The 22334-nt window shown below is 63.9% G+C and carries 19 protein-coding genes; 14 read left to right on the top strand and 5 right to left on the bottom strand.

The genetic code is table 11. The features are described 5' to 3' along the window. Both recJ and QQL85_RS02370 read left to right on the top strand, forming a co-directional pair. Nucleotides 1–1710, top strand: a complete 1710-nt coding sequence (gene recJ / locus QQL85_RS02365; RefSeq protein ID WP_284355020.1) for a single-stranded-DNA-specific exonuclease RecJ — start codon at nt 1–3, stop codon at nt 1708–1710. A 157-nt stretch (nt 1711–1867) separates the two neighbouring features. Beyond that, a complete protein-coding gene (locus QQL85_RS02370) occupies nt 1868–2974 on the top strand; it encodes an NADH:flavin oxidoreductase/NADH oxidase (RefSeq protein ID WP_284355021.1) in 1107 nt (368 codons plus the stop codon). Between the two features lie 63 nt (nt 2975–3037). On the opposite strand, the gene QQL85_RS02375 is transcribed toward QQL85_RS02370, so the two are convergent. The 5 genes from QQL85_RS02375 to ydcS form a co-directional block, all read right to left on the bottom strand. Then, nucleotides 3038–4462 carry a gamma-aminobutyraldehyde dehydrogenase gene (locus tag QQL85_RS02375; RefSeq protein ID WP_284355022.1) on the bottom strand — a complete coding sequence of 475 codons (1425 nt, stop codon included), beginning with the start codon at nt 4460–4462 and terminating at the stop codon, nt 3038–3040. 17 nt (nt 4463–4479) lie between these two features. After that, a complete protein-coding gene (locus QQL85_RS02380; RefSeq protein ID WP_264361975.1) occupies nt 4480–5286 on the bottom strand; it encodes an ABC transporter permease in 807 nt (268 codons plus the stop codon). Continuing rightward, nucleotides 5276–6187, bottom strand: coding sequence for an ABC transporter permease (locus QQL85_RS02385; RefSeq protein WP_284355023.1), 912 nt, complete (start codon nt 6185–6187; stop codon nt 5276–5278). Before QQL85_RS02385 ends, QQL85_RS02380 begins: the two co-directional genes overlap by 11 nt. A gap of 1 nt (nt 6188) precedes the next feature. Next, nucleotides 6189–7220: an ABC transporter ATP-binding protein gene (locus QQL85_RS02390; RefSeq protein WP_284355024.1), complete on the bottom strand. Its 1032-nt coding sequence runs from the start codon at nt 7218–7220 to the stop codon at nt 6189–6191. Between the two features lie 74 nt (nt 7221–7294). Next, on the bottom strand, nt 7295–8446 hold the full coding sequence (gene ydcS / locus QQL85_RS02395; protein ID WP_284355025.1) for a putative ABC transporter substrate-binding protein YdcS: 1152 nt from the start codon (nt 8444–8446) through the stop codon (nt 7295–7297). Nucleotides 8447–8662: 216 nt separating this feature from the next. Between ydcS and QQL85_RS02400 the strand changes: the two genes are divergently transcribed. From QQL85_RS02400 to QQL85_RS02455, 12 genes are all read left to right on the top strand, one after another. Then, nucleotides 8663–9346: a tellurite resistance TerB family protein gene (locus tag QQL85_RS02400; protein ID WP_284355026.1), complete on the top strand. Its 684-nt coding sequence runs from the start codon at nt 8663–8665 to the stop codon at nt 9344–9346. Nucleotides 9347–9502: 156 nt separating this feature from the next. Next, a complete protein-coding gene (locus tag QQL85_RS02405) occupies nt 9503–11125 on the top strand; it encodes a methyl-accepting chemotaxis protein (protein WP_284355027.1) in 1623 nt (540 codons plus the stop codon). Between the two features lie 5 nt (nt 11126–11130). Continuing rightward, nucleotides 11131–11637, top strand: a complete 507-nt coding sequence (locus QQL85_RS02410; RefSeq protein ID WP_284355028.1) for a chemotaxis protein CheW — start codon at nt 11131–11133, stop codon at nt 11635–11637. Continuing rightward, nucleotides 11634–12908 (top strand): CheR family methyltransferase, encoded by a 1275-nt coding sequence (locus QQL85_RS02415; protein WP_284355029.1) that lies wholly within the window; start codon nt 11634–11636, stop codon nt 12906–12908. Before QQL85_RS02410 ends, QQL85_RS02415 begins: the two co-directional genes overlap by 4 nt. Continuing rightward, a complete protein-coding gene (locus QQL85_RS02420; RefSeq protein WP_284355030.1) occupies nt 12905–13570 on the top strand; it encodes a chemotaxis protein CheW in 666 nt (221 codons plus the stop codon). The genes QQL85_RS02415 and QQL85_RS02420 overlap by 4 nt, the downstream gene beginning before the upstream one ends. Then, the gene (locus tag QQL85_RS02425) at nt 13567–15870 is read left to right on the top strand and encodes a hybrid sensor histidine kinase/response regulator (protein WP_284355031.1); all 2304 of its coding nucleotides are present in this window, start codon (nt 13567–13569) and stop codon (nt 15868–15870) included. Before QQL85_RS02420 ends, QQL85_RS02425 begins: the two co-directional genes overlap by 4 nt. Next, the gene (gene wspF / locus QQL85_RS02430) at nt 15867–16880 is read left to right on the top strand and encodes a Wsp signal transduction system protein-glutamate methylesterase WspF (RefSeq protein WP_284355032.1); all 1014 of its coding nucleotides are present in this window, start codon (nt 15867–15869) and stop codon (nt 16878–16880) included. The genes QQL85_RS02425 and wspF overlap by 4 nt, the downstream gene beginning before the upstream one ends. A gap of 51 nt (nt 16881–16931) precedes the next feature. Next, entirely contained in the window at nt 16932–17936 is a 1005-nt protein-coding gene (gene wspR / locus QQL85_RS02435; protein WP_284355033.1) for a Wsp signal transduction system regulator diguanylate cyclase WspR, read from the top strand. Between the two features lie 200 nt (nt 17937–18136). Then, a protein-coding gene (prfB, locus tag QQL85_RS02440) for a peptide chain release factor 2 (RefSeq protein ID WP_284355034.1) occupies nt 18137–19232 on the top strand; the annotation gives its coding sequence in 2 pieces (ribosomal slippage) (nt 18137–18208 and nt 18210–19232; 1095 coding nt in all). A gap of 93 nt (nt 19233–19325) precedes the next feature. After that, nucleotides 19326–20828: a lysine--tRNA ligase gene (gene lysS / locus QQL85_RS02445; protein WP_012270790.1), complete on the top strand. Its 1503-nt coding sequence runs from the start codon at nt 19326–19328 to the stop codon at nt 20826–20828. A 204-nt stretch (nt 20829–21032) separates the two neighbouring features. Continuing rightward, nucleotides 21033–21737, top strand: coding sequence for a TetR/AcrR family transcriptional regulator (locus QQL85_RS02450; protein ID WP_016712971.1), 705 nt, complete (start codon nt 21033–21035; stop codon nt 21735–21737). 29 nt (nt 21738–21766) lie between these two features. Next, nucleotides 21767–22315 (top strand): hypothetical protein, encoded by a 549-nt coding sequence (locus QQL85_RS02455; RefSeq protein ID WP_284355035.1) that lies wholly within the window; start codon nt 21767–21769, stop codon nt 22313–22315. Nucleotides 22316–22334: the final 19 nt, after the last annotated feature.

Here is a 22334-nt window from a genome sequence, read left to right on the forward strand (position 1 = left end):
ATGCGTATCGAACCTCGCCCCCTGCCGCCGACCCTGCCATTTCTGGGTAACCTGCCACCTTTGCTCACCCGCCTGTACGCCGCGCGTGGCGTGCAAAGCGAGGCCGAGCTAGACAAAAGCCTGGCGCGTCTGCTGCCGTATCAGCAGCTCAAGGGCATCGAAGCGGGCGTGGACCTGCTAGTGGAGGCGCTCGACCAGCGCCAGCGCATCCTGATTGTGGGTGACTTCGATGCCGATGGTGCCACAGCCAGCACCGTTGGCGTGCTGGGCCTGCGCCTGCTGGGCGCGGCCCATGTCGATTACCTGGTGCCCAACCGGTTCGAATACGGCTACGGCCTGACCCCGGAAATCGTCGAGGTGGCGCTGCAGCGCCAGCCGCAATTGCTGATTACCGTGGACAACGGCATTTCCAGTGTCGAGGGTGTGGCCGCTGCCAAGGCTGCCGGGCTCAAGGTACTGGTCACCGACCACCACCTGCCGGGTCAGCAACTGCCTGACGCCGACGCCATCATCAACCCCAACCAGCCGGGCTGTACGTTCCCGAGCAAGGCGCTGGCCGGGGTCGGGGTGATCTTCTATGTGCTGATGGCCCTGCGCGCCCGCTTGCGCAGCCTGGGGCGCTACGAGACGCAACCGCAGCCGAACATCGGCGAACTGCTCGACCTGGTCGCGCTGGGCAGCGTCGCCGATGTGGTGCCGCTGGATGCCAACAACCGCATCCTGGTGCACCAGGGCCTCGAGCGTATTCGGGCCGGCCGTGCCCGGCCAGGGCTGAAAGCCATTCTGGAAGTGGCCCGTCGTGACCACCGGCGCATCACCTCGACCGACCTGGGTTTCATCCTTGGCCCTCGGTTGAACGCTGCCGGGCGCCTGGACGACATGAGCCTGGGCATCGAATGCCTGCTGTGCGAAGACGCGGCCCTGGCCCAGGACATGGCTCAGCAGCTGGACGACCTGAACCAGGACCGCAAGTCCATCGAGCAGGGCATGCAGCGCGAAGCCCTGGCCCAGCTCAAGGACCTGCCGGTCGAGTCGATGCCGTACGGCCTGTGCCTGTTCGATGCCGACTGGCACCAAGGCGTGATCGGTATTCTGGCTTCGCGCCTGAAAGAGCGTTATCACCGGCCAACCATCGCTTTTGCTGATGCCGGCGAGGGCATGCTCAAAGGCTCGGCGCGTTCGGTACCCGGGTTCCATATTCGCGATGCGCTGGATGCCGTGGCGGCCCGTCACCCCGAGCTCATCAGCAAGTTCGGCGGCCACGCCATGGCGGCAGGGTTGTCGTTGCCTGAGGGTAATTTCCCGGCGTTTGCCGAGGCGTTCGATGAAGAAGTGCGGCGCCAGCTGCGTGAGGAAGACCTGACAGGCCGGCTGTTGTCCGATGGCAGCCTGGCCGTGGAGGAATTCCACCTCGACCTGGCCAAGGCTCTGCGCCACGCCGGACCTTGGGGCCAGCACTTCCCCGAACCGCTGTTCCATGGCGTGTTCCAGCTGGTGGAGCAACGCGTGGTGGGCGAGCGGCACCTGAAGGTGGTGCTCAAGAGCGAATGTGGCTCGGTGCGACTGGACGGCATTGCCTTCGGTGTCGACCGCGAAGTGTGGCCGAACCCGACCGTGCGCTGGGTCGAGCTGGCGTACAAGCTGGATGTGAACGAGTTTCGTGGCAATGAAAGTGTGCAGTTGATGATTGCCCACATGGAGCCGCGCTGACGACACCCGCGTTGGGGCCAGTCCGGCCCCACAACGCCCAAGGAGCATCCCCCTGAACCATTCTGGTCTAGTCTGAAGTTATGACCGGACCTGGGCCAGGGACGTGCAATTGAGTGTCCGGGCCGGATCACCATTGGAGTCCTTGGGAGGTGCCCTCATGAGCCTGCTGCTCGAGCCTTACACCCTGCGTCAGCTGACCCTGCCCAACCGCATCGCCGTCTCGCCGATGTGCCAGTATTCCGCCATCGATGGCCTGGCCAACGACTGGCACCTTGTCCATTTAGGCAGCCGCGCTGTCGGTGGTGCGGGCCTGGTGATCACTGAAGCCGTGGCGGTGACCGCCGATGGCCGCATCACCGCCGAAGACCTCGGCCTGTGGGACGATGCGCAGATCGCCCCGTTGCAACGCATCACCCGCTTCATCGCGGCTCAAGGCGCAGTGCCCGGCATCCAGCTGGCCCACGCCGGGCGCAAGGCCAGCACCTATCGCCCCTGGCTGGGCAAGCAGGGCAGTGTGAAACTTGAAGACGGTGGTTGGCAGCCAGTAGGCCCGTCGAAGATCGCATTTGACCCGCAGCACACGGCACCACATGAGTTGAACCAGGACGAGATCCAGGGCGTGATCGCGGCCTTCGTCGCCTCGACCGAGCGCGCCTTGAAGGCCGGTTTCAAGGTGGTCGAAATCCACGCCGCCCATGGCTACCTGTTGCACCAGTTTCTCTCGCCATTAAGCAACCAGCGCCGCGACGAGTACGGCAGTTGCTTTGAAAACCGCATCCGCCTGACCCTGCAAGTGGTCGAGGCCGTGCGCAAGGTGTGGCCTGCCGAATTGCCGCTGTTGGTGCGGGTATCGGCAACCGACTGGGTGGAGGACGGCTGGAACCCGGATGAAACGGTCGAACTGGCCCGTCGCCTGCGAGGGTTGGGTGTGGACCTGATCGACGTATCCTCTGGCGGCACCTCGGTAAACGCCGAAATTCCCACCGGCCCCGGCTACCAGACCCGCTTCGCCGAGCGCGTGCGCAAGGAATCGGAAATTGCCACCGGAACCGTGGGCATGATCACCGAACCGGCCCAGGCCGAGCACATCCTGCGTACCGGTCAGGCCGATATCATCTTCCTCGCCCGCGAACTGCTGCGCGACCCTTACTGGCCGCTGCATGCCGACGACGACCTGGGCGGCAACAAGGCCACCTGGCCGGCCCAGTACCAGCGTGCCACCAGCCGGGCCAACCCGATTCACGAGTCGGATCTGCGCGATTAGGTTCTACCTGTGCCAGCCTCTTCGCGGGCTTGCCCGCGAAGAGGCTGGTAGATTCAACTTCGGCTAGTGCTTGATCATCACATGCCGCACACAGGTGTAATCCTCCAGCCCATACATCGACATGTCCTTCCCATACCCCGAATGCTTCTGCCCGCCATGGGGCATTTCGCTCACCAGCATGAAGTGGGTGTTCACCCAGGTGCAGCCATACTGCAAGCGCGCCGCCAGGCGATGGGCGCGGCCGGTGTCGCGGGTCCATACCGATGAGGCCAGGCCGTAGTTGGAGTCGTTGGCCCATGCCAGCGCCTGCGCTTCGTCGGTGAAGCGGGTGACCGATACGACCGGGCCGAACACTTCGTTGCGCACGATCTCGTCGTCCTGCTGGGCATCGGCCAGCACGGTTGGCTCGAAGAAGAAGCCTTCGCCGTCGATCGCCTTGCCGCCCGTCACCAGGCGAATGTGCGGCTGGGCGATGGCCCGCTGCACCAGGCCGGCGACCTTGTCGCGGTGCTGGGCACTGATCAGTGGCCCTAGTTCAGTGTCCTCGGCGTCCTGCAAGCCTGGTTTGAGGCTGGCCACCGCTGCACCCAGTCGTTCGACGAAGCGTTCGTAAATACCGTCCTGCACATACAGGCGACAGGCTGCGGTGCAGTCCTGGCCGGCGTTGTAGAAGCCGAAGGTGCGGATGCCGTCGATGGCGGCGTCGATGTCGGCATCGTCGAACACCAGCACAGGGGCCTTGCCGCCCAGCTCCATGTGCATGCGTTTCACGCTGTCGGCGGTGGCGCTGATGATGTGTGCACCCGTGGGGATCGAGCCGGTCAGCGACACCATGCGCACCTTGGGGTGGTTGACCAGCGGGTTGCCGACGGTCTGGCCGCGGCCAAAGAGAATGTTCAGGACGCCAGGTGGCAGCAGGTCCTGGGCCAGCTCACCCAGGCGCAAGGCGGTCAGCGGGGTCAGTTCGGAGGGTTTGATCACCACTGTGTTGCCGGCTGCCAAGGCCGGGGCGATCTTCCACGCCAGCATCATCAACGGGTAGTTCCACGGCGCGATGGACGCAACTACGCCCAACGGGTCGCGACGGATCATCGACGTGTGGCCCGGCAGGTATTCGCCGGCCGCCGAGCCGCCCAGGCAGCGCGCCGCACCGGCAAAGTAGCGGAACACATCGGCAATCGCCGGGATTTCGTCGTTCAGCGCGGCGCTCAGGGGTTTGCCGCAGTTCTGCGATTCCAGCCGGGCCAGTTCATCGCCATGGGCTTCGATGGCGTCCGCCAGCGCCAGCAAGGTTTGCGAGCGGTCCTTGGGGCTGGTTTGCGACCAGCTGTCAAAAGCCTGGTCAGCGGCGCGCACGGCGCTGTCCACCTGGGCCTCGGTGGCTTCGTTGATCTGTGCCAAGGCCGTTCCCAGCGCCGGGTTGAGCACGGTCCAGGCCGGGCCTTGGCCAGCGACCAGCTGGCCATTGATCAGCATTTGCGTTTGCATCGGGGGCTCCTCCAGGGTCATTTGCCGCTGCCCGCGACGCTTTCGCCGCCACGGGTCAGGTAATAGGCGCCAAGGATTGGCAGCATGGTCACCAGCATCACCAGCATGGCGACCACGTTGGTCACCGGCACGTCGCGCGGGCGGCTGAGCTGGTTCAGCAGCCAGATCGGCAGGGTGCGCTCGTGGCCGGACGTGAAGGTGGTGACGATGATTTCATCGAACGAAAGGGCGAAGGCCAGCATGCCCCCGGCCAGCAGCGCCGAGCCGAGGTTGGGCAGGATGATGTAGCGAAAGGTCTGCCAGCCATCGGCGCCCAGGTCCATCGAGGCTTCGATCAGGCTTTGCGAGGTGCGCCGCAGGCGGGCGATCACGTTGTTGTAGACGATGACCACGCAGAACGTGGCGTGGCCGACCACGATGGTGAACACGCCAGGTTCTATGCCCAGCGTCTTGAACGCCGAGAGCAGGGCGATACCGGTGATGATGCCGGGCAGGGCGATGGGCAAGATCAGCATCAGCGAAATGCTCTCCTTGCCGAAAAAGCTGCGCCGGTACAGCGCCGCCGACGCCAGTGTGCCGAGCACCAGGGCGATCAGTGTGGCCAGGCAGGCCACCTGCAACGACAGCTTGATCGCCTCCAGGACATCGGGTCGGGCGAAGGCCACGGCGAACCATTTCAGGGTAAAGCCCTTGGGCGGGAAGCTGAACGCCGCGTCTTCGGTATTGAAGGCGTACAGGAAGATGATCAGGATCGGGAAGTGCAGGAACACCAGGCCGCCCCAGGCCGCCAGGCGCAACCCTGTTGATGCTTTTTCAGAGTGCATCGAAGGCCCCCAGGCGTTTGACGATGGACAGGTACACCGCAATCAGCACGATCGGCACCAGGGTGAACGCCGCGGCCATCGGCATGTTGCCGATCGCCCCTTGCTGGGCATAGACCATGCTGCCGATGAAGTAGCCAGGCGGGCCGATCAGTTGCGGCACGATAAAGTCACCCAGGGTGAGCGAGAACGTAAAGATCGAGCCGGCAGCGATGCCCGGGATCGACAGCGGCAAGATTACCTGTACGAAGGTTTGCCCAGGCCGTGCGCCGAGGTCTGCCGAGGCTTGCAGCAGCGAAGGCGGCAAGCGCTCCAGTGAGGCCTGGATTGGCAGGATCATGAACGGCAGCCAGATGTACACGAACACCATGAAGCGCCCCAGGTGCGACGTCGACAGCGTGCTGCCGCCCACGCCCGGCACGGCCAGCACCGCTTGCAGCAGGCCGTCCAGGTGCAGCTGCTGGACAAACCACTGCGCCACACCGCCCTTGGCCAGCAGCAGGGTCCAGGCATAGGTCTTGACGATGTAGCTGGCCCACATGGGCATCATCACCGCGATGTAGAAAAACGCCTTGGTCTTGCCGCTGGTGTACCGCGCCATGTAGTAGGCAATGGGAAAGGCCAGCACCGCGCTGGCCAGCGACACGGCCACCGCCATGCCCAGGGTGCGCAGGATGATGTCGAAGTTCGACGGGTTGAACAACGCGGCGAAGTTGCCCAGGGTCAGGTCCGGGGTTACTGCCATGGTGAAGTCGTCGAAGGTATAGAAACCTTGCCACAGCAGGTTCAGCAGCGAGCCCAGGTAGATTGCGCCGAACCAGGTCAGCGGCGGAATCAACAGCAAGGCGAGGTACAGGTTGGGGCGCCGGTACAGCAGGTTGGAGAGGCTGCGCAGTGTGCTCATGTCAGCGAACCTCGGTTTCCTGCAGCACCGTCATGGCTTCGCGGGGCCAGTGTGCCAGTACCCGTTGCCCAGGTTGCCAGGCCTGCGCCTGTGCTTGCCAGCGGTCGTTGGCCTGGCTTATCGCCAACAGCTGGCCGCTGTCCAGTTGCAGTTCATAGCGGGTGGCGCTGCCTTGATACTGGATATCGCGCAGCACGCCGGTGACCTGCACCTCATGGCTGGTTACCACCGGATCGCCCAAGCGGATGTGCTCGGGGCGGATGGAGAAGGGCGCCGAGCTGCCATTGAGTGCCGTGGCCAGTTCGCCGCGCACCACGTTGGAGGTGCCAACGAACTCGGCAACGAAGGTGGTGGCAGGCTTCATGTACAGGTTGCGCGGCGTATCGACCTGTTCGATTCGGCCACGGTTGAACACGGCAACCCGGTCAGACATCGACAGCGCCTCGGTCTGGTCGTGGGTGACGAAGATGAAGGTGATGCCCAATTGGCGCTGCAGTTTTTTCAGCTCGCCTTGCATCTGTTCGCGTAGCTTCAGGTCCAGTGCGCCCAGCGGCTCGTCCAGCAGCAGCACGCGTGGCCGGTTGACCAGCGCCCGGGCCAGGGCCACGCGCTGGCGCTGGCCGCCGGACAACTGCGCCGGCTTGCGTGCGCCATAGCCGGCCAGGGCTACCATGGCCAGGGCCTCTTCGGCGCGGCTGTGGCGTTCGGCCTTGGCCACGCCCTTTACCTTCAGGCCATAGGCGATGTTGTCCAGCACGTTCATGTGCGGGAACAGCGCGTAGTCCTGGAACACAGTATTGACGTCGCGCTGGTAGGGCGGCACGCCGGCGGCCTCGACGCCGTGGATGCGGATCGAACCGCTGCTGGGTTGCTCGAAGCCTGCGATCAGGCGCAGGCAGGTGGTCTTGCCCGACCCGGAAGGGCCGAGCATGGAGAAGAACTCGCCATCGATGATGTCGATGCTGACCTGGTCGACGGCCTTGACCTCGCCGAAGGTGCGGGAAACCTGGGTGAACTGGACGGCTAGGGGCATTGGCTCTACTCAGTTGTCTTTGTATTGCCTGTACTGGCCCTATCGCCGGCAAGCCAGTACAGGCCAATTAACCTCTAGCGCCCACCCATGATCGCAATGTAATCCTGGGTCCAGCGGCTATACGGCACGAACTTGCCCCCCTGGGCCTGCGGGGTTTTCCAGAAGGCGATCTTGTCGAAGTTGTCGAAGCCGTTGGTCTTGCACCCCTCGGCGCCCAGCAACTCGCTGCCGGTACACGCCGCTGGCACCGCTGGCAGCGAGCCGAACCAGGCGGCCACGTCACCTTGCACCTTCGGCTGCAGCGACCAGTCCATCCACTTGTAGGCGCAGTTGGGGTGCTTGGCTTCGCTGTGCAGCATGGTGGTGTCGGCCCAGCCGGTCGCGCCTTCCTTGGGAATGGTCGAGGCCACCGGCTGGTTCTCGGCCTTCAGGCCGTTGACCATGTAGCCCCAGGAGCTGGAGGCGACCACGCCTTCGTTCTTCACATCGCTCATCTGTACCGTGGCGTCATGCCAGTAACGGTGGATCAGCGGTTGCTGCTGGCGCAGCAGCTCCAGCACGGCCTTGTATTGTTCCTCGTTAAGCTCGTACGGATCCTTGATGCCCAGTTCGGGCTTGGCCGACTTCAGGTACAGCGCCGCGTCGGCGATGTAGATCGGCCCATCGTAGGCCTGCACGCGGCCCTTGTTCGGCTTGCCGTCGGGCAGGTTCTGCGGCTCGAACACCACCCCCCAGCTGGTAGGTGCCTGCTTGAAGGTATTGGTGTTGTACAGCAGCACATTCGGCCCCCACTGGTACGGGGTGCCATAAACCTGCTTGTCGACCACATACCAGCCACCGTTCTGCAAGCGTGGGTCGAGGTTTTTCCAGTTGGGGATCAGTGCGGTATTGATCGGCTGTACGCGCTTGCCCACGATCAGCCGCAGCGAGGCGTCGCCCGAGGCGGTGACCAGGTCGTAGCCGCCCTTGGTCATCAGGCTGACCATCTCGTCCGAGGTGGCAGCGGTCTTGACGCTGACCTTGCAGCCGGTTTCCTTCTCGAAGCCGGTGACCCAGTCGTAGGCCTTGTCGCTTTCACCGCGCTCGATGTAGCCGGGCCAGGCGACGATATCCAGGCGCCCCTCGCCAGGCCCCAGGGCCTTGGGCGGTTCGGCAGCCTGAAGGCTGGCGCTGGCCAGCACGGCGCAGGTGGTGGCGCCGAGCAATGCGGTCTTGTGCACTGACATGGTGTTCCCTCTTCTTGGAGATCTTGGTCGGGGCAGTCATCAAGCAAGCCGTGAAACGATTGTTATAAGCGTAGTGCGGTGGCGCGAAGTATTGGCGATATCGAGTCTAGTTGGCTTTTTGCCAGCCAATGCAACATCCGGAAGCAAATCCACGATGGCGTGTGCTGCGCCAAGCCTTACTCTGGCGCTTGAATCTTCTTATGTGGAGGCACGCGAATGAACACCCGCGGCTTGCTTGATCAACTGCTCAAATCCGGCCAGCAAATGCTCGAGAAACAGGGGCGCGCCAACACCTCTGGCAGCACTAGCGGTGGGCTTGGCGGGCTGCTGTCCGGTGCTGGCGGCGGCCTGTTGGGTGGCGGTGCCCTGGGCCTGTTGCTGGGTAGCAAGAAGGCTCGCAAGTACGGTGGCAAGGCCCTGACCTATGGCGGCTTGGCCGCGCTGGGTGTGCTGGCCTATAAAGCCTACGGCAACTGGCAGGCCAACCAGCGGGTGGCCGCGGCCGAACCGCAAACCGTCGACCGACTGCCGCCGGCCCAAGCCGAGCAGCACAGCCAGGCCGTGCTGCGGGCGCTGGTGGCGGCGGCCAAGTCCGATGGCCATATCGATGAGCGCGAACGGGCGTTGATCGAAGGTGAATTCACCCGCCTGGACAGTGACCGCGAACTGCAGCACTGGCTGCATGCGGAGCTGAACAAGCCGCTGGACCCGGCCGAAGTGGCCCGCGCCGCGCAAACGCCAGAGATGGCTGCCGAGATGTACCTGGCCAGTGTGATGATGGTCGACCAGGAAAACTTCATGGAACGTGCCTACCTGGATGAACTGGCCCGCCAGCTGCGCCTGGACCCGGCGCTGCTCCGGGAATTGGAACGCCAAGCGAAACTTGCTGCAGGCCAGTGACTGGGGCTGCAACGCAGCCCCAGTGGCCATTGCACGAATGGCATGTCCATCAGCAGGGATGCCTGTTTACCCCTCATTTCACCCGCAAATCTGTAAGGCCTCTGGGCTATACTTCGGCGATTTTTCCCGCTCGTTGTGAATTCCTGAGGGCTGAACGTGAAGAACTGGACCTTGCGCCAACGGATCCTGGCAAGTTTTGCCGTGATCATCGCCATCATGCTGCTGATGATCGTGGCCGCCTACTCGCGGTTGGTCACCATCGAAACCGCCGAAGAGGCGGTGGGGACCGACAGCATTCCCGGGGTCTATTACAGCTCGATGATCCGCAGTGCCTGGGTTGACGGCTATGTCACCAGCCAGCAACTGGTGGGCCTGTCCAACCACCGCGAAATCACTTCGGCTGACATGGAACTGTTCAAAAGCTTCGAGGACCGCTTGAAACAGCACATGGCGAGCTACCAGAGCACCATCAAGGACGGTGACGACCAAACGCGGTTCGACAGTTTCGTCGAGCTTGAGCAGCGCTACATCAAGGTCGTTGGAGAAGTGCTGGATGCCTACCGTGGGCACAACTATGCCGAAGCTCAGCGCCTGATCGTCGAGGAACTGACCCCCGTCTGGGTGGATGGTCGCAAGCACTTGAACGAGGTTATCGAGTTCAACCGCGCTGCCGCTGACAGCGCGACCCACGAAATTGTCAGTGCGGTTAATACGGCCAAAGGCAGCATGATGATCTCGCTATTGTTGGCGATCATCGCCGCAGGCATTTGCGGCTTGTTGCTGATGCGCGCCATCACCGCCCCCATGCAGCGCATTGTCCATGCCCTCGACAAGCTGCGTTCGGGTGACCTGAGCATGCGCCTGAGCCTGGACCGCAAGGACGAGTTCGGCGCCATCGAAAGCGGTTTCAACGAAATGGCCGAGGCGCTGGCCAACCTGGTGGCCCAGGCCCAGCGGTCGTCGGTGCAGGTAACCACTTCGGTGACTGAAATCGCCGCCACGTCCAAGCAACAGCAGGCCACCGCCACCGAAACGGCCGCCACAACCACAGAGATCGGCGCCACCTCGCGTGAAATCGCCGCCACCTCGCGTGACTTGGTGCGCACCATGACCGAAGTCACCTCGGCCGCCGACCAGGCTTCCAGCTTGGCAGGTTCCGGTCAGCAGGGCCTGGCGCGCATGGAAGAGACCATGCACCAGGTGATGGGCGCTGCCGACCTGGTCAACGCCAAGCTCGGCATCCTCAATGAAAAGGCCAGCAACATTACCCAGATGGTGGTGACCATCGTCAAAGTCGCCGACCAGACCAACCTGCTGTCGCTCAACGCTGCCATCGAGGCGGAAAAAGCCGGCGAGTACGGCCGTGGCTTTGCCGTGGTAGCCACCGAAGTGCGCCGCCTGGCCGACCAGACCGCCGTGGCCACTTACGACATCGAGCAGATGGTGCGCGAGATCCAGTCGGCGGTGTCGGCCGGGGTCATGGGCATGGACAAGTTTTCCGAAGAAGTACGCCGCGGCATGTTCGAGGTGCAGCAGGTGGGCGAGCAGCTCAGCCAGATCATTCACCAGGTGCAGGCCCTGGCGCCGCGTGTGCTGATGGTCAACGAAGGCATGCAGGCCCAGGCCACCGGTGCCGAGCAGATCAACCAGGCGCTGGCCCAGCTCAGCGATGCCAGCACCCAGACCGTCGAATCGCTGCGCCAGGCCAGTTTTGCCATCGATGAGCTGAGCCAGGTGGCCGCCGGCCTGCGTGGCGGCGTGTCGCGCTTCAAAGTCTGACCGCGATGAACGACTTGCAACCGCGCGCTGCGCGGGCGGACAACGCCAAAGGGGCGCTGTACCTGCAGTTTCGTATCCGGGAGCAGCGCTTTGCCCTGAGCGTGCACGAGGTGATCGAGGTGTTGCCGCGCCAGCCGCTGAAACCGATAGCCCAGGCACCGACCTGGGTCGCGGGCATCCTTTCCCATCGTGGGCAACTGGTACCGGTGATCGACCTTGCTGCGCTGAGTTTTGGCCAGCCAGCGGCGCACCGCACCAGCACCCGCCTGGTGTTGGTGCATTATCGTGATGGCCTGCAGCTTGGCCTGATCCTGGAGCAGGCCACCGAGACGTTGCGCTGCCGCCCCGACGAGTTCCAGCCCTATGGCGTGGACAGCGGTGAAGCCCCGTACCTGGGACCTGTACGCCAGGATGACCAAGGCCTGCTGCAGCGCATCGAAGTCAACGATCTGCTGCCCGATGCCGTGCACCAGCTGTTGTATACGGATGAGCCAACAGGGATGCCGACATGAACGAACAGCGTTTCTTCCGCTTCTTGCGCGAGCGCATCGGCCTGGACGTTGAATCGGTGGGCGCGCCCATGGTCGAGCGCGCGCTGCGTCAGCGTTGCGTGGCCGTAAGCGCCATCGACCTCGACGATTACTGGCTGCGCCTGCAGCAGTCGGCCGATGAGCAACAGGCGTTGATCGAAGCGGTGATCGTCCCGGAAACCTGGTTCTTCCGTTACCCGGAATCCTTCACCGCCCTGGCCAGCCTGGCACACAAGCGTCTGGCCGAGCTGGCCGGGGCACGGCCACTGCGCCTGCTCAGCCTGCCATGCTCGACGGGTGAGGAACCCTATTCGCTGGCCATGGCCTTGCTCGATGCCGGTATCGCGCCGGGGGCGTTCCTGATCGATGGTATGGACATCAGCCCCAATTCGGTGGCCAAGGCCGGGCAGGCCGAGTATGGACGCAATGCCTTCCGTGGCAGCGACCTGGGTTTTCGCGAGCGCTACTTCGTTGCCCTCGACGAAGGTCACCGCCTGCATGAACGGGTGCAGCAGCAAGTGAGCCTGCAAGTGGGCAACGTGCTCGACCCGGCGTTGGCCAGCCGCGACGGCCTGTATGACTTCGTGTTTTGCCGCAACCTGTTGATCTACTTTGATGTGCCGACCCAGCAGCGTGTATTCGAAGTGCTCAAGCGCCTGCTGCATCCGCAGGGTGTGCTGTTTATCGGCCCGGCCGAGGGCAGCTTGCTGGCGCGGTTGGGCATGCGCCCGCTGGGGATTCCCCAATCATTCGCCTATGTGCGCCATGAGGCTGGTAGCGCCCCGTTGGCAATGGCTCCGGCGCAACCCGCGCGGCGTACCTTGCCGCCGCTGGCCACTGCGGGGTATGTGCCACCCGGCGCCCCCCCGCCGCGTCCGCTGCGTGTGCTGCCGTTGGCGGCCAAGCCAGCGCCGGCGCGCGAGCACGCGCGCGACGACGCAAGTGAGTTGCTGGCCAGCATCGCCCGGCTTGCCAATGCTGGCGCCAGCGAGCAGGCGCGTGCCGAATGCCAGCGCTACCTGGGCCAGTACGCGCCGTCGGCACAGGTTTACTACTGGCTGGGGTTGCTCAGTGATACCGACGGCGATGCGCAACAGGCACTGACCCACTACCGCAAGGCGCTGTACCTTGAGCCACAACACCCTGAGGCGCTGGTGCACCTGGCGGCCTTGCTGGCGGCCCAGGGCGACCAGGCCGGTGCCCGACGCCTGCAGGAGCGTGCAGCGCGGGTTGGCCGGGAGCCTGAACGATGAAGGGTGAAACTGCGATGCAGCTACTCGCCGAAGACGACGCGCACATCGACGATTGCTGGAACCGCATGGGTGTGCACGGCGACAAGCAATGCCCACTGCTGGCGCGTCATGTTCACTGCCGCAATTGCGACGTGTATGCGGCTGCGGCCACACGCCTGCTTGACCGCTACGCGCTGATGCAGGACCACCAGGCAGCAGCGGCGCAGCCGGTCGAGGAAAACACCGGTCGTTCCATGCTGTTGTTCCGTCTGGGCGAGGAGTGGTTGGCGCTGGCCACCGCCAGCCTGGCCGAAATCGCCCCGTTGCAGGCTGTGCATTCGCTGCCGCACCAGCGCTCGCGGGTGTTGCAGGGTGTTGCCAATGTTCGCGGAGCATTGGTGCCGTGCCTGTCACTGGCCGATTTGCTGGGGGTACAAGCCGGCACCGCCGAGCAACGTAGCGGCAGGGCGATGCCACGCATGCTGATTCTGGCTGCCGAAGGTGGCCCTGTGGTAATGGCCGTAGAGGAAATTGACGGTATTCACCGGCTCGACCCGCTGCTGCTGGGCAGTGGCCAGGACGCCACGCGCTTCACTGCCGCAGTGCTGCAGTGGCGCGGCCGTAGCGTGCGAGTGCTGGACGATCAACACTTACTGTCTGCCGTGCAGCGGAGCCTGTCATGACCCCAGAGCAAATGCGCGACGCATCGTTGCTCGAACTGTTCAGCCTGGAGGCCGAGGCGCAGACCCAGGTGCTCAGCGCCGGCCTGATGGCACTGGAGCGCAACCCCACTCAGGCCGACCAGCTTGAGGCCTGCATGCGCGCCGCCCACTCGCTGAAGGGGGCCGCGCGTATTGTCGGGGTGGATGCTGGCGTGAGTGTCGCCCACGTCATGGAGGATTGCCTGGTCGCGGCCCAGGAAGGCCGCTTGCGGTTGAGCGCCGAGCATATCGACGCACTGTTGCAGGGGACTGACTTGCTGATGCGCATCGCCACACCAGGCGATGCCGTGGCGCAGGCGACCTTGCCGGTATTTCTTGCGCAAATGGCCAGCTTGCTCGACCCAGGCGCTGCGACCGTGGCTGCGGTTCCGCTGGCTGCCCCCCTGCAAGCGCAACCGCAGGTGGCAACCTTGCCGTCCGAACCGCTGGTATTGCCAGTCGACCCGGCTGAACCCGAGCCGGAGCCCGAGCCTGTCCTGCGGCGCAAGCCTGGCAAGCGCGTTGGCGAAGGTGCTGAGCGGGTCCTGCGTGTCACCGCCGACCGCCTTAACAGCCTGCTCGACCTGTCCAGCAAGTCGCTCGTGGAAACCCAGCGGCTCAAGCCGTACCTGGCCACCCTGCAGCGCCTCAAGCGCATGCACGGCCAGGGCATGCAGGCGCTCGACGGCCTGCGCATGCAACTGGAGGACAGTGGCCAAAGCAACGAGGTGCTCGAAGCCTTGGCGCAAACCCAGCGGCTGCTGGCGGAAACCCAGCAAATCCTGCAGCAGCAGGCGGCCGATCTGGACGAGTTCGGCTGGCAGGCCAGCCAGCGTGCGCAGTTGCTGTATGACACAGCCCTGGCCTGCCGGATGCGCCCGTTCGCCGACGTGCTGACCGGGCAAAGCCGTATGGTGCGTGACCTTGGGCGCTCGCTGGGCAAACCGGTGCGATTGGTGGTGGACGGCGAGAAGACCCAGGTCGACCGCGATGTGCTGGAAAAGCTCGAAGCGCCGCTGACCCACCTGTTACGCAATGCCGTCGACCACGGCATCGAGCTGCCAGAAAGGCGGCTGCTGGCCGGCAAGCCAGGCGAGGGTGTGATCCGCCTGCGCGCTTCACACCAGGCCGGCATGCTCAGCCTTGAGTTGATCGACGATGGTGCCGGCATCGACCTGGAGCGCCTGCGCAGCAGCATCGTCGAACGCGCCCTGTCACCTGCCGACACGGTGGCACGGATGAGCGATGCGGAGTTGCTGACGTTTCTGTTCCTGCCCGGTTTCAGCTTGCGTGACAAGGTCACCGAAGTGTCCGGGCGCGGCGTGGGGCTGGATGCGGTGCAGCACATGGTTCGCGAACTGCGCGGCTCGATCGAGCTGACGCAGGTGGCGGGGCAGGGCTGTCGCTTCCATTTGCAGGTGCCGCTGACCCTGTCGGTGGTGCGTAGCCTGGTGGTCGAGGTGGGCGGTGAAGCATACGCCTTCCCGCTGGCCCATATCGAACGCACGCTGGAAGTGACCGCTGAACAGATCGTTCAGATCGAAGGGCGTCAGCACTTCTGGCACGAAGGCCGGCATATTGGCTTGGTGGCGGCCAGCCAGTTGCTCAACCGCCCAGCCGGGCAAAGTGACGAAGCCAGCCTGCGGGTGGTGGTAATCCGTGAGCGCGAGCAACTCTACGGTGTGGCCGTGGAGCGCCTGGTGGGCGAGCGTGTGTTGGTGGTGATGCCACTCGACCCCCGGCTGGGCAAGGTGCAGGACATTTCCTCCGGCGCCTTGCTTGATGATGGCTCGGTGGTACTGATCGTCGATGTCGAAGACTTGCTGCGCTCGGTGGAAAAACTGCTCAGTACCGGCAGCCTGGAGCGCATCGAGCGCGGCAGCAGTGGCGTTCGTGGCGTGGCGCGCAAGCGCGTACTGGTAGTCGATGACTCGCTGACCGTGCGCGAGCTGCAACGCAAACTGCTGGGCAACCGTGGCTACGACGTGGCGGTGGCCGTAGACGGGATGGACGGCTGGAATGCCCTGCGCGGCGAGGACTTCGACTTGCTGATCACCGACATCGACATGCCGCGCATGGACGGTATCGAACTGGTTACCCTGGTGCGCCGCGATCAGCGCCTGCAATCGCTGCCCGTGATGGTGGTGTCCTATAAAGACCGTGAGGAGGACCGACGGCGTGGCCTGGATGCTGGCGCCGACTACTATTTGGCGAAAGCCAGTTTCCACGACGATGCGTTGCTGGAGGCTGTGGTCGAGCTGATCGGAGGTGCTCAAGGATGAAGATCGCCATCGTCAATGACATGCCCATGGCCGTAGAGGCACTACGCCGGGCAGTTGCCTTGGAGCCTGCGCATCAGGTGGTGTGGGTGGCCAGCAATGGCGCCGAGGCGGTGCAGCGCTGCACCGAACAGTTGCCGGACCTGATCCTGATGGACCTGATCATGCCGGTAATGGACGGTGTGGAGGCTACCCGGCGGATCATGGCTGAAACCCCGTGTGCCATCGTCATCGTCACGGTCGACCGCAAGCAGAACGTACATCGGGTGTTCGAGGCCATGGGCCACGGCGCCCTCGACGTGGTCGACACCCCGGCGCTGGGTGCTGGCGATGCGCGCGAAGCGGCGGCGCCGTTGCTGCGCAAAATTCTCAATATCGGCTGGCTGATCGGCCAGCAGCGTGCCCCGGCGACGCGCCAGGTAGCCGCGCCGCTGCGCGAGGCTTCGCAGCGCCGTGGGCTGGTGGCGATCGGCTCGTCGGCAGGTGGCCCGGCAGCGCTTGAAGTGTTGCTCAAGGGCCTGCCGGTTGCGTTTCCGGCGGCCATCGTGCTGGTCCAGCATGTGGACCAGGTGTTTGCCGCCGGCATGGCCGAATGGCTCAGCAGTGCTGCCGGCCTGCCGGTGCGGCTGGCGCGTGAAGGCGAACCGCCGCAGCCCGGCCAAGTGCTGCTGGCGGGTACCAATCACCACATTCGGCTGCTACAGAACGGCCAACTGGCCTACACTGCCGAACCTGTCAATGAAATCTACCGGCCCTCGATCGACGTGTTCTTCGAGAGCGTGGCACGTTACTGGAATGGCGATGCGGTGGGCGTGCTGCTTACCGGCATGGGGCGCGACGGTGCCCAGGGCCTGAAGCTGATGCGTCAGCAGGGTTTTCTGACCATTGCCCAGGACCAGGCCAGCAGCGCGGTGTACGGCATGCCCAAGGCCGCTGCAGCAATCGATGCCGCAGTGGAAATCCGCCCGCTGGAACGCATAGCCGGGCGCTTGATGGAATTTTTCGCAAAATGACGAACTGTATTGAGTCACGCCGCCAGGCCGGTCGTGTTCGGGTGAACTGGAATGAATGATTTGCCGATCGAAGGTTTCGCCACCCCCAACGAGAACTCGGCGATGGTGCTGCTGGTCGACGACCAAGCGATGATCGGCGAGGCGGTGCGGCGTGGCCTGGCCAATGAAGACAACATCGACTTCCACTTCTGCGCCGACCCGCACCAGGCGGTGGCCCAGGCCATGCGCATCAAGCCCACGGTCATCCTCCAGGACCTGATCATGCCTGGACTGGACGGGCTTACCCTGGTGCGCGAGTACCGCAACAACCCGGCAACCCAGGACATCCCGATCATTGTCCTGTCGACCAAGGAAGACCCGCTGGTCAAGAGTGCGGCGTTTGCCGCCGGGGCCAACGATTACCTGGTCAAGTTGCCGGACACCATCGAACTGGTGGCGCGCATTCGTTACCACTCGCGCTCCTACCTTACCCTGTTGCAGCGCGACGAGGCTTACCGCGCCCTGCGCGTCAGCCAGCAGCAGCTGCTTGATTCCAACCTGATGCTGCAGCGGCTGATGAACTCCGATGGCCTGACCGGGCTGTCCAACCGCCGCCATTTCGACGAGTACCTGGAGCTGGAATGGCGCCGGGCGATGCGTGAACAGCAGCAACTGTCGTTGCTGATGATCGACGTCGACTACTTCAAGGCCTACAACGACAGCTTTGGTCACCTGGCCGGCGACGAGGCGTTGCGTCAGGTGGCCGAGGCGATTCGTGCTTCGTGTTCGCGCCCCACCGACCTGCCGGCACGATACGGCGGCGAGGAGTTTGCCCTGGTGCTGCCCAACACTTCGCCAGGCGGAGCACGCCTGGTGGCCGAAAAACTGCGCCAGACCGTGCTGGGCCTGGGCATCCCGCACACCGCCCCGGTGGCCGATGCACGCTTGACCGTAAGTATTGGCCTGGCCACCCAGACCCCGGCCGTCGGCAGCCATTGCCGGCAGTTGATCTCGGCGGCGGACAAAGGCCTGTACCAGGCCAAGAACAGCGGGCGTAATCAGGTGGGTATAGCTTGATTTAGCGAGAACAGCGCGCATTCCGTGTGGGAGCGGGTTCACCCGCGAAGAATGCGACGCGGTGGATGGCACCGGCTTTGCCGGTGTTCGCGGGTGTGTGCAGCATTCTGAATAAGCTACCGCCCGGCGGGTCTGCCGCCGTGCAGCGGACTCGGTTATACTCGCGGGCTTTTCACCGAATTCGCACGAGTAGCCAGCCCATGGAAATCCAACCGATCCTGAACACCATCAAGGACCTCACCGAGCGTTCCCAGTCCATTCGGGGGTATCTTTGACTACGATCAAAAGCATGACCGCCTGATCGAAGTCAACCGCGAGCTCGAAGACCCTAACGTCTGGAACAAGCCCGAGTACGCCCAGGCGTTGGGCCGCGAGCGTGCCATGCTGGCACAGGTCGTCGATACCCTGGACAAGATGTCCGGCGGCCTGGCCGACTGCCAGGACCTGCTCGACATGGCCGTCGAGGAAAATGACGAAGGCGCCGTGAGCGACGTCGTGACCGAGCTGCAAGGCCTGGAAGAAAGCCTGGCACAGCTTGAGTTCCGTCGCATGTTCAGCGGCGAGATGGACATGAACAACGCCTACCTGGATATCCAGGCCGGTTCTGGTGGTACCGAAGCGCAGGACTGGGCCAACATCCTGCTGCGCATGTACCTGCGCTGGGCCGACAAGCGCGGTTTCGACGCCACCATCATCGAGCTGTCCGAAGGTGAAGTTGCCGGCATCAAAGGCGCCACCGTGCACATCAAGGGCGAGTACGCCTTCGGCTGGCTGCGCACCGAAATCGGCGTGCACCGCCTGGTGCGCAAGAGCCCGTTCGACTCCGGTGCCCGTCGCCACACCTCGTTCTCGGCGGTGTTCGTGTCGCCCGAGATCGACGACAAGGTCGAGATCGATATCAACCCGTCCGATCTGCGCGTTGACACCTACCGCTCCTCCGGTGCCGGTGGTCAGCACGTCAACACCACCGACTCGGCCGTACGTATCACCCACGTACCGACCAACACCGTGGTGGCCTGCCAGAACGAACGCTCCCAGCACGCCAACAAAGACACCGCCATGAAAATGCTGCGGGCCAAGTTGTACGAACTGGAAATGCAGAAGCGCAACGCTGCCTCGCAGGCGCTGGAAGACAGCAAGTCGGACATTGGCTGGGGCCACCAGATCCGTTCGTACGTGCTGGATGACTCGCGCATCAAGGACTTGCGTACTGGCGTCGAGCGCAGCGATTGCCAGAAGGTGCTGGACGGCGACCTCGACCAGTACCTGGAAGCGAGCCTCAAGCAAGGGCTGTAAGCCGCACACCACTGCCGCGATACCTGGCTACCCGCCGGTATCGCGTGCCCTGCCCGAAAGGGGCAACGAATACCTGATGGAAAGAATGACGACATGAGCGACCTCAAGACCGAATCGCAAGACCTGCAACAGGAAGAAAACGCCCTGATCGCCCTGCGCAAGGAAAAACTTGCCGCAGAGCGCGCCAAAGGCAACGCCTTCCCCAACGACTTCCGTCGCGACAGCTACTGCAACGACCTGCAGAAACAGTACGCGGACAAGACCAAGGAAGAGCTGGAAGCAGCCGCGATTCCGGTCAAGGTTGCCGGCCGCATCATGCTCAACCGTGGCTCGTTCATGGTGATCCAGGACATGACCGGTCGCATCCAGGTCTACGTCAACCGCAAGACCTTGCCGGAAGAAACCCTGGCTGCCGTCAAGACCTGGGACCTGGGCGACATCATCAGCGCTGAAGGCACCCTGGCCCGCTCCGGCAAGGGCGACCTGTACGTCGAGATGACCAATGTGCGTCTGCTGACCAAGTCGCTGCGCCCGCTGCCCGACAAGCACCACGGCCTGACCGACACCGAACAGCGCTACCGCCAGCGTTACGTCGACCTGATGGTCAACGAAGAAACCCGCCACACCTTCCGTGTGCGTTCGCAGGTGATCTCGCACATCCGCAAGTTCCTCATCGAGCGCGACTTCCTCGAAGTCGAGACGCCGATGCTGCAGACCATTCCGGGTGGCGCAGCGGCCAAGCCGTTCGAAACTCACCACAACGCCCTGGACATGGCCATGTTCCTGCGTATCGCGCCGGAGCTGTACCTCAAGCGCCTGGTGGTAGGTGGCTTTGAAAAGGTGTTCGAGATCAACCGCAACTTCCGTAACGAAGGTGTCTCGACGCGTCACAACCCAGAATTCACCATGCTTGAGTTCTACCAGGCCTACGCCGACTACCGTGACAACATGGACCTCACCGAGGAACTGTTCCGTGAGCTGGCGCAGCTGGTACTGGGCAGCACCGACGTGCCGTACGGCGACAAGGTGTTCCACTTCGGTGAACCGTTCGTGCGCCTGTCGGTGTTCGACTCGATCCTCAAGTACAACCCCGAGCTGACCGCTGCCGACCTGCAAGACGTCGACCGCGCCCGCGACATCGCCAAGAAGGCCGGTGCCAAGGTGCTGGGCCACGAAGGCCTGGGCAAGCTGCAGGTGATGATTTTCGAAGAGCTGGTCGAGCACAAGCTGGAGCAGCCGCACTTCATCACCGAGTACCCGTTCGAAGTGTCGCCGCTGGCCCGTCGCAACGACGACAACCCGGCTGTGACCGACCGCTTCGAGCTGTTCATCGGTGGCCGCGAAATCGCCAACGCCTACTCCGAGCTCAACGATGCCGAAGACCAGGCCGAGCGCTTCCTGGCCCAGGTGGCCGAGAAGGACGCCGGTGACGACGAAGCCATGCACTACGACGCCGACTTCGTCCGCGCCCTGGAGTACGGCATGCCGCCGACCGCCGGTGAAGGCATCGGCATCGACCGTTTGGTGATGCTGCTGACCAATTCGCCGTCGATCCGCGACGTGATCCTGTTCCCGCACATGCGTCCGCAGGCCTGAGTGATGTGAACGAGCCGCCTTTCGAGGCGGCTTTTTCTTGCCTGTACACTTGTATTGGCTGTACCGGCCCTTTCGCGGGCAAGCCCGCTCCCACAGGTCTTGCACAGGTCCTGAATGTTGTGGGGTCCCTGTGGGAGCGGGCTTGCCCGCGAAGAGGCCGGTACTGACACCCCATATCCATGAGGTATCCCCGTGACACCCGCCATGCCTGACCAAGGCGCCGCCGGCATCGCCACCGCCGTCGCCGAAAGCGTGCAATACCAAGGCCGCAAGACTGCCCGCCAAGGCAGCGAACAGCGCCGCCAGCTGATTCTCGACGCTGCCATGCGCATTGTCGTGCGCGATGGCGTACGCGGTGTGCGCCACCGCGCCGTGGCCGCCGAGGCCGGTGTGCCGCTGTCGGCCACCACCTACTACTTCAAGGACATCGAAGACCTGCTCACCGACACCTTTGCCCAGTACGTCGAGCGCAGCGCCGCCTACATGGCCAAGCTGTGGGCCAACACCGAGGTGGTGTTGCGCCAGCTGCTGGCTCAAGGCGACGGCAGCCCGCAGGCACGGGCACGGCTGGCTGACGATGTGGCGCGCATGACCGCCGACTATGTACAGCGGCAACTGTTGACCCGCCGCGACTTCCTGATGGCCGAGCAAGCCTTCCGCCAGGAGGCACTGCTGTGCCCACGCCTGGCCGAGCTGGTGCGCGCTCATGAGCAGATTTTGCTGCACGGCACCCGGCAATTGCTGCAAGTGGTGGGCTCGCGGCAACCGGAACAGGACGCCCAAATGTTGACGGCGATTATCGAGCAGATGGAATATCAGGGCCTGCTCAAGGATGCGAATGCGCAAGCCGATGGGCAGATGCTCGCTATGCTTACCCGATACCTGCAGCTGGTGCTGGCATCGGCCTGAGCCGAGACCGACTTCTCAAGGAGAACCTGATGAAAGCCTGGCGTGTGGTGCTGTTGACTTTGTCATTCCTGCTGTTGGGCGGTTGTCTGGTGACTTTCCATGAGCCCTTGCCCAGCAACCAGGCGGCGCCCAAGGCCCTGCTGGGCAAGTGGAGCAGCAAGGACGCCTGGGGGGAGCCGCTGAAGCTGACCATCAGCCGCAGTGGTGCAGATGCCTATAAGGCGGTGGCAACGGCCAAGGGCAAGAAACCCGAGGAGTATGTGTTCACCGTATCCCGGCACGGCAACCGCTGGTACCTGTCGGCCGGCGTGCCCAAGCGGCTGGGCGGCAATTTCCTGATTGGCGGTTTCGATATCGTCGATGGCAAGGAACTGGTGGTGTACAACCTGGACGTCGAGCAGGTGCAGCAGGCGGTGGACAAGAAGGAACTGACCGGGCGTGGCACCGAAGTGCCGGAAGACAACGGCGACGGCGTGCTGATCGACAGCCCGTCGGCGCGGGTGCTGGCCTACCTGGACGACCCGGCCAACTCCGACCTGTTCGTTGAAGTGGCGCGGTTCCAGCGTACTGGCAAATGACCGCGTCGGCTTCTTCGCG

The organism is Pseudomonas putida (assembly GCF_030159595.1).
Lineage (GTDB): Bacteria > Pseudomonadota > Gammaproteobacteria > Pseudomonadales > Pseudomonadaceae > Aquipseudomonas > Aquipseudomonas putida_AC.

Coding starts and splice junctions, on each gene's coding strand:
- recJ (WP_284355020.1), top strand. CDS start 1: ATGCGTATCGAACCTCGCCCCCTGCCGCCGACCCTGCCATTTCTGGGT.
- QQL85_RS02370 (WP_284355021.1), top strand. CDS start 1,868: ATGAGCCTGCTGCTCGAGCCTTACACCCTGCGTCAGCTGACCCTGCCC.
- QQL85_RS02375 (WP_284355022.1), bottom strand. CDS start 4,462: ATGCAAACGCAAATGCTGATCAATGGCCAGCTGGTCGCTGGCCAAGGC.
- QQL85_RS02380 (WP_264361975.1), bottom strand. CDS start 5,286: ATGCACTCTGAAAAAGCATCAACAGGGTTGCGCCTGGCGGCCTGGGGC.
- QQL85_RS02385 (WP_284355023.1), bottom strand. CDS start 6,187: ATGAGCACACTGCGCAGCCTCTCCAACCTGCTGTACCGGCGCCCCAAC.
- QQL85_RS02390 (WP_284355024.1), bottom strand. CDS start 7,220: ATGCCCCTAGCCGTCCAGTTCACCCAGGTTTCCCGCACCTTCGGCGAG.
- ydcS (WP_284355025.1), bottom strand. CDS start 8,446: ATGTCAGTGCACAAGACCGCATTGCTCGGCGCCACCACCTGCGCCGTG.
- QQL85_RS02400 (WP_284355026.1), top strand. CDS start 8,663: ATGAACACCCGCGGCTTGCTTGATCAACTGCTCAAATCCGGCCAGCAA.
- QQL85_RS02410 (WP_284355028.1), top strand. CDS start 11,131: ATGAACGACTTGCAACCGCGCGCTGCGCGGGCGGACAACGCCAAAGGG.
- QQL85_RS02415 (WP_284355029.1), top strand. CDS start 11,634: ATGAACGAACAGCGTTTCTTCCGCTTCTTGCGCGAGCGCATCGGCCTG.
- QQL85_RS02420 (WP_284355030.1), top strand. CDS start 12,905: ATGAAGGGTGAAACTGCGATGCAGCTACTCGCCGAAGACGACGCGCAC.
- QQL85_RS02425 (WP_284355031.1), top strand. CDS start 13,567: ATGACCCCAGAGCAAATGCGCGACGCATCGTTGCTCGAACTGTTCAGC.
- wspF (WP_284355032.1), top strand. CDS start 15,867: ATGAAGATCGCCATCGTCAATGACATGCCCATGGCCGTAGAGGCACTA.
- wspR (WP_284355033.1), top strand. CDS start 16,932: ATGAATGATTTGCCGATCGAAGGTTTCGCCACCCCCAACGAGAACTCG.
- lysS (WP_012270790.1), top strand. CDS start 19,326: ATGAGCGACCTCAAGACCGAATCGCAAGACCTGCAACAGGAAGAAAAC.
- QQL85_RS02450 (WP_016712971.1), top strand. CDS start 21,033: ATGCCTGACCAAGGCGCCGCCGGCATCGCCACCGCCGTCGCCGAAAGC.
- QQL85_RS02455 (WP_284355035.1), top strand. CDS start 21,767: ATGAAAGCCTGGCGTGTGGTGCTGTTGACTTTGTCATTCCTGCTGTTG.